This is a genomic window from Dietzia sp. SLG310A2-38A2 (genome assembly GCF_014145095.1).
In the GTDB taxonomy this organism is placed as follows: domain Bacteria; phylum Actinomycetota; class Actinomycetes; order Mycobacteriales; family Mycobacteriaceae; genus Dietzia.
The window spans coordinates 1-10,153 of the sequence record NZ_JAALDX010000388.1; the positions used below are offsets into that span (position 1 = coordinate 1).

8 protein-coding genes and 1 pseudogene are annotated in these 10,153 nt (G+C 70.0%); 1 reads left to right on the plus strand and 8 read right to left on the minus strand.

Annotated features, from left to right (window positions below; genetic code table 11):
* The 6 genes and pseudogenes from G6027_RS19355 to G6027_RS13530 form a co-directional block, all read right to left on the minus strand.
* Positions 1 to 419: pseudogene (locus G6027_RS19355) on the minus strand (ribonuclease E/G); the annotation flags it as partial.
* A gap of 332 nt (positions 420 to 751) precedes the next feature.
* On the minus strand, positions 752 to 1,162 hold the full coding sequence (gene ndk / locus G6027_RS13510; RefSeq protein ID WP_179524932.1) for a nucleoside-diphosphate kinase: 411 nt from the start codon (positions 1,160 to 1,162) through the stop codon (positions 752 to 754).
* Between the two features lie 30 nt (positions 1,163 to 1,192).
* Positions 1,193 to 1,528 (minus strand): DUF4233 domain-containing protein, encoded by a 336-nt coding sequence (locus G6027_RS13515; RefSeq protein ID WP_346995735.1) that lies wholly within the window; start codon positions 1,526 to 1,528, stop codon positions 1,193 to 1,195.
* A 122-nt stretch (positions 1,529 to 1,650) separates the two neighbouring features.
* The gene (locus tag G6027_RS13520) at positions 1,651 to 3,243 is read right to left on the minus strand and encodes a folylpolyglutamate synthase/dihydrofolate synthase family protein (RefSeq protein WP_182637622.1); all 1,593 of its coding nucleotides are present in this window, start codon (positions 3,241 to 3,243) and stop codon (positions 1,651 to 1,653) included.
* Entirely contained in the window at positions 3,243 to 5,951 is a 2,709-nt protein-coding gene (locus G6027_RS13525) for a valine--tRNA ligase (RefSeq protein ID WP_182637623.1), read from the minus strand. The genes G6027_RS13520 and G6027_RS13525 overlap by 1 nt, the downstream gene beginning before the upstream one ends.
* Before the next feature lie 63 nt (positions 5,952 to 6,014).
* Positions 6,015 to 7,007, minus strand: a complete 993-nt coding sequence (locus tag G6027_RS13530; RefSeq protein ID WP_182637624.1) for a malate dehydrogenase — start codon at positions 7,005 to 7,007, stop codon at positions 6,015 to 6,017.
* 305 nt (positions 7,008 to 7,312) lie between these two features.
* On the opposite strand from G6027_RS13530, the gene pcaD reads away from it, so the two are divergent.
* A complete protein-coding gene (pcaD, locus tag G6027_RS13535; RefSeq protein ID WP_182637625.1) occupies positions 7,313 to 8,095 on the plus strand; it encodes a 3-oxoadipate enol-lactonase in 783 nt (260 codons plus the stop codon).
* A gap of 80 nt (positions 8,096 to 8,175) precedes the next feature.
* On the opposite strand, the gene G6027_RS19360 is transcribed toward pcaD, so the two are convergent.
* A complete protein-coding gene (locus tag G6027_RS19360) occupies positions 8,176 to 8,736 on the minus strand; it encodes an RES family NAD+ phosphorylase (RefSeq protein ID WP_346995736.1) in 561 nt (186 codons plus the stop codon).
* A gap of 83 nt (positions 8,737 to 8,819) precedes the next feature.
* Positions 8,820 to 9,659 carry a hypothetical protein gene (locus G6027_RS13545; RefSeq protein WP_182637627.1) on the minus strand — a complete coding sequence of 280 codons (840 nt, stop codon included), beginning with the start codon at positions 9,657 to 9,659 and terminating at the stop codon, positions 8,820 to 8,822.
* Between the last annotated feature and the right edge of the window lie 494 nt (positions 9,660 to 10,153).

Genomic DNA, 10,153 nt, shown 5'->3' on the forward strand with positions numbered 1-10,153 from the left:
GCCTTCTCGGTCGCCGCCTTCTTCGCGGGAGCCTTCTCTGCGGCTGCCTTCTCCGCGGGAGCCTTGTCGACCTCTGGCTCCTCCGCGGGAGCCTTGTCGACCGCCGCCCTCTTCGCGGGGGCCTTCTTCGCCGGAGCCTTCTCGGCGCGCGCCGTGCGGGAGGGCTTCTCCGCCGGGGTGTCCTCGGGGGCGGGGGCCGCCTCCGAGGTCGTCTCGCCGCTGTCCTCGCGGCCGGCGAACCAGGTGAGCAGTACCTCGCGCGTCACCCCGGACTGGGCGCTCCTGACCTCCACGCCGATGCCGGCCATGGCGGCCAGGAACTCCTTGCTGGTCATCCCCACGGCCTTGGCGGCCGCGTGCGCGCGCATCTTCTCCGGAAGCGCGTTGAGATCGTCGATGGTCAGGTTCGAATCCGACACGTGTCTCCTCTGGCCGGACTCCGGGCGCGATCACGTCACCGAAGGGACTCCGGTGACCCACGCCGCCGCACGGGGTCGGCATTTCTCTCTGGGCCCCACCTCGGGTGGGGCTATGTCTTGTGGTCCGCGATTCCGGTGTGATCCGGCCCGCGGAGGGCGGGCGCCCGATCCGGGGCGAACTGGAGGTCCGCTCGCCAAGAATGTGGGCTCCGGCCATTGTCCCACATACGCCGACGATCCGTCGCCGCGCGGGCGCGGTGAGATGCCAAACGCGCCCGCCGATCCGGGGACCGACGGGCGCGTGTAGCGCGATCTCTGGTGATGAACTCAGATCAGAGTCCGGGGAACCACAGCTCGATCTCACGTGCCGCGGACTCCTCGGAATCTGACCCGTGGACCAGGTTGAACTGGGTCTCCAGACCGTAGTCACCGCGGATGGACCCGGGGGCGGCCTTCTCCACCGGGTCGGTCCCGCCGGCGAGCTGGCGCCACGCGGCGATCGCGCGCGGCCCCTCGACGACACCGGCCACGACCGGCCCGGAGGTGATGAACTCGAGCAGGTCGCCGTAGAACGGACGCTCGGAGTGCTCGGCGTAGTGCGCGGCCGCGGTCTCCTGTGGCACCCGGCGCATGTCCATGGCCACGAGCCTGAGGCCCTTGGCCTCGATTCGCGCGAGAATGGTGCCGGTCAGGCCTCGCTGGACGCCATCGGGCTTGATGAGGAAAAAGGTTCTCTCGGTCACGGCCGCAATGCTACAAGTACCCGGGACCCGTCAGTCGTGCTGGCTGGGCAGGTAGCCGCCCGCCATCCGCCGCGACAGGTCCCGCCGCAGATAGAGGATGTAGGCCCACACCGCCGCGAACATCAGGCCACACACGCCCATCGACCAGTGCACGGCCCACCCCGCCACCGCCAGTCCGGCGAGGGTGAGGTTCAGCGGGATCGCCCAGGGGCGCCGCTGCAGCCCACTGGCCACGACCATCGCCACGGCGAGCAGGCTGACGAACCACACCTTCCAGGGCTGGAAGTGCTCCCCGTCGTCGACCCGGGCGATCACCGTGAGCACCAGGCCGATCACGATCGCCTCGAGGATCAGTGTCCCGGCCATGATCCCCCGCAGGCCCTTCCACGGATCCACCGAGGGTTCGTGTGCGCTGGACCTGGGGTCGGTGGCCCCGGGATCGACAGGACCGGTGTCGGATGATCTGGTTTCGGCTGAGCCGGGGTCGGTCACTGTGCGTCCTTTCCGAACAGGCTGCGGGCGGCCCCCGCGGTGAGCACCGATCCCGTCACCAGCACTCCGACTCCGGAGACGTCGTCGTCGGCGGTCGGGTCGGGGACCCCCACCAGGTCCAGCGCGGCGCTGATCGCGTCGGGCAGGGTGTCCACCACGTGGACCCGCTGGGCGGTGAACCGGTCCTCGGCGATTCGGGCGAGGTCGCCCGGCGCCATCGCGCGCGGCGACCCGGTCCTGGTGATGACGACCTCGTCGACCACCGGCTCGAGGGCCGCGAGGAAGGCGTCGGCGTCCTTTCCGTCGAGCATGGCCACCACGGCGACGAGCCGTTTGAAGTCGAACTCGGAGGTGACCGCCTCGGCGAGTGCGCGACCGCCGTGGCCGTTGTGCGCTGCGTCCACCAGGACCGTCGGGCTCGAGCTGAGTCGCTCGAGCCGGCCTGGGTTGTCCACGGCGGCGAATCCGGCGCGGATGAGTTCGGGGTCCAGCGACCGGTCGGGACCCGCGCCGAAGAACGCCTCGACGGCGGCCAGCGCGGTGGCCGCGTTCTCGGCCTGGTGTTCACCGAACAGCGGCAGGAACACCTCCGGGTACTCGCCCCCGAGCCCACGCAGGGTGAGCTGCTGTCCGCCCACCGCGAGGCGACGCTCGACCACGTCGAACTCCGAGCCGAGCCGGGCCACCACCGCGCCCACCTCGACCGCGCGACGCACCAGTACCTCCATCGCCTCGGGCTCCTGGCGGCCGATCACGGCGATCGGGTCCCGCGGCAGCAGCTCGTCCTCCGCTCCCGGCTGGATGATCCCCGCCTTCTCCCCCGCGATCGTCGCCAGATCGTCGCCCAGGTAGTCGGTGTGGTCCAGGCCGATGGGGGTGACGACGGCCACGGCCGGCCGCACCACGTTGGTGGCGTCCCAGGTCCCGCCCATGCCGGTCTCCACCACGGCCACGTCCACGGGGGCATCGGCGAAGGCCGCGAAGGCCATCGCGGTGATCACCTCGAAATAGCTCATGCGCGGTCCGCCACCGGACTCCGAGCGCTGGTCGACCAGTTCCAGGTACGGCTGCAGTTCGCGGTAGGTGTCCACGAACAGACGCGCAGTCACCGGCTCGCCGTCCAGGGCGATGCGCTCGGTGACTGTCTGGAGGTGCGGGCTCGTGTTGCGCCCGGTGCGCTGGTGCAGCGCCCGGAAGAGCGCGTCGACCATCCGGGTGACCGAGGTCTTGCCGTTGGTCCCCGCCACGTGGACGACCGGGTAGGCGTGCTGCGGGTCCCCGAGGACGCCAGTGAGCTCAGCGATCCGGTCGAGGCTCGGTTCGAGGCGGGTCTCCGGCCACCGGGTGGCCAGTTCCTCCTCGACTGCCGCGAGCTCTGCGGTGTCGGCCTGCCACTCGGGGCTGCCGACCTCCGGGATCGGGCGCGGCTCCTGGTGGTCCTCACCGTCCTCGTCCCCGGGCAGCGGCCCGCCGAGGGAGACCCCGGAGACCAGGCCCTCCTCACCGAGCATCTCGGCGACGTCCTCCTCCGTGGGGGTGTCCCAGCCCTCGTCCGGGTCGTGGGGCTCGAGCCACCGGTGGCCCGCCATCAGGCGGTGCTCCCGGCCGGGAGGCCCTCGAGTCGCGCGGAGATCCTGGTGACCTCGGTCTCGGCGAGATCCCGGCGCACGCGGATCTTGTCCACCACGTGGTCGGGGGCCTTGCCGAGGAACGCCTCGTTGCCCAGCTTGGCGCCGGTGGTCTCCAGCTCCTTGCGCGCGGCCGCGAGGTCCTTCTCCAGGCGGCGACGCTCGGCGGCCAGGTCGATGGTCCCGGAGGTATCGATCTCGACCCCCACCGTGGACAACCCCAGCCGGACCTCCAGCGAGGCGGTGGCGGTGAAGTCGTCCCCGGCCGGGGTGATCCGAGCGAGCGAGGCCACCTGGTCGAGCAGGTCGGCGGGCAGATCCGCCCGATCGACCCCGGTGACGCGTGCGGGCACCCGCTGGCCGGGCTTGAGTCCCTGGTCGGAGCGGAAGCGGCGGATCTCGGTGACGAGGGTCTGGGCGTCGGCCACCCGGCGCACCGACTCCGTGGCCCCCTCTGCCGGGAGAACGTCGGAGGGCCAGTCGGCGATCACCACGGAGTCGCGTCCGGTCAGGGCCGTCCACAGCACCTCGGTGACGAACGGGATGACGGGATGCAGCATCCGCAGCACCACGTCGAGCACGTGTCCCAGCACGAGCCGCGTGTGCTCGGCCCGCTCGGAGCTGCGCGCCTCGTCGTCGTTCCCGAACTGGACCTTGGCCAGCTCCAGGTACCAGTCACACACCTCGTCCCACGCGAAGTGGTAGAGCGCCTCGCAGGCCTTGGAGAACTCGTAGCGGTCCAGCGCGTCGTCGACCGACAGTCGCACCTCGCCGAGCCTGTGGAGGATCCACCGGTCGGCGTCGGTGAGTGCGGACGCCTCGGGGAGCTCGCCCACCTTCGCGCCGTTCATCAACGCGAACCGCGTGGCGTTGAAGAGCTTGGTCGCGAAGTTGCGCGAGGCCTGCGCGGCGTCGTCGCCCACGGACAGGTCACCGCCCGGGTTGGCGCCCCGGGCCAGGGTGAAGCGCAGGGCGTCGGCGCCGAAGCGGTCCACCCAGTCCAGCGGGTCGATGCCGTTGCCCTTGGACTTGGACATCTTCTGGCCGTGCTCGTCGCGGACGAGCCCGTGGAGGAACACGTCGGTGAACGGGACCTTCCCCGGGGCGGACGTGTCACCCGTCAGGGTGCGACCCACGAAGGTGCCGAACATCATCATCCGGGCCACCCAGAAGAACAGGATGTCGTACCCGGTGACCAGCACCGAGGTCGGATAGAACCGCTCGATGTCGGCGGTCCGGTCGGGCCAGCCCATGGTCGAGAACGGCCACAGTCCGGAGGAGAACCACGTGTCGAGCACGTCCGTGTCCTGCGTGTACCCGGCGGGCGGCTGCTCGTCCACTCCCACGCAGACGACCTCGCCGTCGGGCCCGTACCAGATGGGGATGCGGTGGCCCCACCACAGCTGGCGGGAGATACACCAGTCGTGCATGTCGTCGACCCAGTCGAACCAGCGCGGTTCCTGGCTCTTCGGGTGGATCACCGTGTCTCCGTCGCGCACGGCGTCGCCGGCCATCCGGGCCAGCTCCTCGACCCTGACCCACCACTGCAGGGACAGTCGCGGCTCGATCGGCTCGCCGGAGCGCTCCGAGTGTCCGACGGAGTGCAGGTACGGGCGCACCTCCTTGACGATCCGGCCCTGGGCGGCGAGGTCCTCGCGGATCACCCGGCGCGCCTCGAACCGGTCCATCCCGTCGTAGCGGGTCCCGGTGTCGGCGATGCGGCCGGCCGCGTCCATGATCGTGGGCATCTCGAGCCCGTGGCGCTGGCCGATCGCGAAGTCGTTGGGGTCGTGCGCGGGCGTGACCTTGACGGCCCCCGTCCCGAACTCGGGGTCCACGTGGTCGTCCGCCACGACGCGCATGGTCCAGCCCTCGCGGAACGGGTGCTCGATCTCGGTGCCCACGAGCTGGGCGTACCGCGGGTCCTCCGGGTGCACGGCGATCGCCGTGTCGCCCAGCATCGTCTCGAGCCGGGTCGTGGCCACCACCAGGTGCGGCTGCGCGTCGTCCATCGAGCCGTAGCGGAAGCTCACCAGCTCGCCCTCGACATCCGCGTACTTGACCTCGATGTCCGAGATCGCGGTCTGCAGCGTCGGCGACCAGTTGACCAGTCGCTCCGCGCGGTAGATCAGGCCCTGGTCGTAGAGCTCTTTGAAGATGGTCTGCACGGCCCGCGACAGGCCCTCGTCCAGGGTGAACCGCTCGCGGGACCAGTCGACCCCGTCGCCGAGTCGGCGCATCTGCTCGCCGATGGTCCCGCCGGACTCACGCTTCCATTCCCAGACCTTCTCGATGAAGGCCTCGCGACCGATCTCGTGCCGGTCGATCCCCTCGGCGACGAGCTTGCGGTCCACGAGCGTCTGAGTGGCGATTCCCGCGTGGTCCATGCCGGGCAGCCACAGCACCTCGAAGCCCTGCATGCGCTTGCGACGGGTGAGCACGTCCATGAGCGTGTGATCGAGCGCGTGGCCCATGTGCAGGTTGCCGGTGACGTTGGGCGGCGGGAGGACCACCGAATACGCGGGCTTGTCGCTCGAGGGGTCCGCCTCGAAGTAGCCGGAGTCGACCCAGCGTTGGTACAGCTCGGACTCGACCTCGCCGGGGTTCCAGGAGGCGGGGAGGGAGTCCGCGCGGTCGGTCTCGGGGCCGGGAGTCGCTGCAGTCGTCACCCGACCATCGTAGGCCGTCCGCGCCGGGACCCCACACACGCCGCCCGGGCCCCGCCCCCGGGGTCAGTCGGTCAGGCCGAGGGCGTGCACGGCATCGCGCTCGGAGATCAACTCGGCCACCGAGGCGTCGATGCGGGCACGCTGGAAGTCATCGATTCCCAGACCCTCGACGACCTCCCATTCCCCGCCGCGGCTGCGGCAGGGCAAACCGGTGACCACGCCCGGCACCGTGCCGTACTGACCCTCGGAGGGCAGCGCGACGGTGGTCCAGCTCTCCCCCTGCGTGCCGTGCACCCAGTCACGCATCTGGTCGACGGCGGCTCCTGCCGCGGAGGCGGCCGACGACGAGCCCCGCACGGCGATGATCTCGGATCCCCGGTTCGCGACCCGGGGGATGAAGGTCTCGGCCAGCCACTCCCGCCCGAGCCCGGCGGTCACGGGCTCACCGGCGCGGGTGAGGTAGGAGACGTCCGGGAACTGGGTGGCCGAGTGGTTCCCCCACACCACCACACCGTCGAGGTCGCCGACGGGGGCGCCCAGTCGGGTGGCGAGCTGGCTCAACGCCCGGTTGTGGTCGAGCCGCATGAGTGCGGTGAACCGACCGGCCGGGACGTCCGGGGCGTGCTTGTGGGCGATGTAGGCGTTGGTGTTGGCGGGGTTGCCCACCACCACCACGCGGATGTCGTCCGCGGCGCCGGCGTTGATCGAGCGTCCCTGGTCGCGGAAGATGGCGCCGTTGGCGCTCAACAGGTCGGAGCGCTCCATGCCCTTGCCCCGCGGCATGGCCCCGACGAGGAAGGCGGCGTTGGAGCCGTCGAACGCCGCGGTCGCGTCGTCGGTGATATCGATCGAGTCGACCAGCGGCAGCGCGCAGTCCTCGATCTCCATCGCCACGCCCTCGGCGGCGGTGACCGCCGAGGGGATGTCCAGCAGTCGCAGGCGGACCGGGGTATCGGGGCCGTAGACCAGACCGGACGCCAGCCGGAAGAGCAGGGAGTAGGCGATCTTTCCGGCGGCACCGGTGACGGTGACGGTGACCGGGGCGGTGGAGCTCATGCGCGGGGACCTTCCTCTGGCGACGACGGGGTCGGCCCCCACAGTAGTGAGGAACCGGCACCCCGTTGACCGCGCGAGCCTCCGTACACCCGTTGTTCGCCCCGGGGCCGGTCGGTGCCGCGCGGCCGGGTTCCGGTCTGGCTCAGGGTGGCGCGGGTGGCGTACGGCCGGGGCGCCGACCTCGCCCGACGCTCGCCCTTCGCACACGCGTCCGTACGTCGTAGGTTTGACCAGTGGCGCGGTGCACGTCGCACGTCACCCGGTCCCGTTCGGACCCGGCACAGCTCCAGGAAAGGACTCGCCCTATGCCCGCGACCCTGTCTCACGAAGTCAGCGGCCCGCAGTCAGCGGATGCCCCTGCAGTCGTCCTCCTCGGATCCCTCGGGTCGGATCGGTCGATGTGGGACGCCCAGGTGCGCGATCTGGCACGGGACCACACGGTCATCGCCGTCGACCACCGTGGCCATGGGGGCTCCGAAGTGATTCCGGGGCCGTGCACGATCGCCGATCTCGCCCGCGATCTCCTCGCCCTGACGGATGCCCTCGGCGTGGACCGCTTCCACGTGGTCGGGCTCTCCCTGGGAGGTGCGCTGGCGCAATGGCTCGCGGTCCACGAGCCCACCCGGGTCCGGTCTGCAGCCCTGTTGTGCACGGCGGCGAAGTTCGGCGAGCCCTCGGGATGGGTCGAGCGTGCGGCCGCGGTCCGCGAGGGTGGCACCGGGGCCGTCGCCGACGGGGTGGTGGCGAGGTGGATCACCCCCGGCCGCGCCGAACAGGATCCCGCACTGGTGAACGCTCTCCGCACGATGATCGTGGCGACCAGCGCCGAGGGGTACGCCGCGGCCTGCGACGCCCTGTCGGGTTGGGACGGGCGCGCCGACCTCGGCCGGATCACCTGCCCCACCCTCGTGGTGGCCGGGGACGAGGACCCCTCCACTCCGCCCGACGTGGTCCGCGAGCTCGCCGCCGGCATCCCGGGGGCCGAGTTCGTGACCCTCTCCCCCGCCGCCCACGTTCCCACCGTGGAGATGCCCGAACGCGTCACCGAGGTCCTGCGCTCGCACCTGACCGCGGCCGGCTCCGGGTGACCGCGGGCGACCGAGACCCGTCGCCGTCCACTTCTAATCAGGTGTCCGCTCCGTTTCCGGCAACCCGCGCTGGAAAACAGTCAGGTGACGGTCCACTGGTGGCGGTTGGCGAAGTGGTCGACGAGGGTGAGCATCTGTGGTCCGCTCAACGGTGAGGTGTAGTCGGGGGCTGGGGGTAGCGCGCCTTGGCTGAGGTCGAACAGAACGGGCATGTTCTTTCCGGTCACTGTGGAGCGCACTTCGAGTCCATCGACGGGATGTCCCGAGGTCTGTGATGCGTCCCAGATGGCATGGGCCCAGTTTCTGCACGTCGACTTCGGCGCAGACAGCAAGGCGTGGGCCGCTCCCATTCGTAGTGGCCAGTCCCCCGTGAGGTCGAGCAATCGCAGGGGGCGGGTCGGGCACCAGGCCGTGGCATAGGGGCTGGCACCGGTGGTGTCAATCCGGTTGCCGGCTTGGAACACCTCGGCGAGGCAGGTGTTCAGGTCGTAAGAGGTGTAGAGCACCCCGCAGCCGTGGTGATGCGCGGGCTGGCCGGGCGGGTGGGGATCCCACCTCAGTCCAGGCAGGGGCCCGAAGGTGCGGTAATCGCTCCATGCGGTGGGATACGCTCCGCGGGTCTTGTGGATCCGCCACAGCACCTGGTCGACATCACGAGTGAGAACGTCGGAGGCGTCCCACTCCAACGGCCGACTGGGGCGCCGGGGGACCTTGGATCTGCCGGTCAAGAGCGGGCCCAAGCGTCAAGGAGCGCGACCACTGCTCCCGGTTCGCCGCCGGCAGCAAGGTAGTCGACGGGGCTGTGGTCGTCGAGTTCGTCGTTGGGACGAACCATGAACGTCGCGACAGACACCGGATCCAGCTCGAGCCGCTCAAGGCAGGCAACGATCGGGGCGAGTCCCGGCAGGGCCGTACCGTCCCGGAACTGCCACCGCGGGTAGCGGGGCCTACCGTCGCGATAAATCGCGTATAGCTGGCCCTTTTTGGCGCGGCGAGAAACGTTCGTGTCGTCGACGTCGAGCAGCTCACCCGCTTCTTCTCTGCTGAGGGTGTCTGCTACGAACTGGACCGCGCTGGCCACGACGATCTCGCTGCGACGCTGGTCTTCTTTCTCAGCCGACCAGTCGTCGAGTATGGAGGGGTCGTCCAGGCCAGCGTGGTCCCGAAGAAAGTCACTGTCACGCCGGCTAACGGGGGTCGTGCGGGCCAGCTGTACTCGCCGCATCGAGTCGAGCACTGCGCCGTTCACTCGATGCATCGAGTCGCGCAGCTCCTTGCCCATGACGTCGGCAATGACCGCGACTATCGGGGCGAGAGCCTCAACGTCCGCCTCAGACACCGAGGAGGGCAGCACCTCAGCTGCCCTCAAATCGGCGCGCTGCGAACTGAGTGCGTTGGTCACATTGGCGGTGATTCTGGAAACCTCACCGTCCGCAAACACGTGGGGCATGTTCGTCACAGACGCGTAGATCATCTGGTGGGCGGCCTCGTCGATCCCGTGTAAGGCACCCGGCAGCGAAGCTGACCCGGAATCCGGGCGGGAACCCTTCTGCGTGTCACTCATCTTAACCACTCTCTCTGCACGGCCATTGTAACTCCGTGTGTTTGCGTGCGCAGTAGCCCGCGGTCGATTATCTTCCCTCTCACCGCCTGCCTATTCAGCAGCCGACCCTGGACAGTGCGACTCGGGGCGCCGCCAGCGGGCCCTTTCGCCGACCAGAATGCCCGGCTGGGAAGCGAATGGCACCGGATCGCAGATGGCGAGGCCGCAAGCGGTGCAGGTCACGCCGTAGTCCACCTTCAGGTCGGCGCTGCACCGAACTGCGACCGCTAAGGTTCCCTCCGCGGAGCCCGCAGTGCAGGAGAGAAGGATGACCCCACGTCAAGCTGCTCCGTCAGTCCCGCCAGTTGTCGGCTACCCAAGTCACTCGATCCCAGGCGATAGGCAGCACGCGGTTCGCGAGCGTCTTCCGCTTCGAGTCCCAGGCTCCTCCGCCGATGATGCCGCGGTGGCCGACGGCCAAGCAAGTGGGGTAAGTCCCGTGGAGTGGTGGGGTT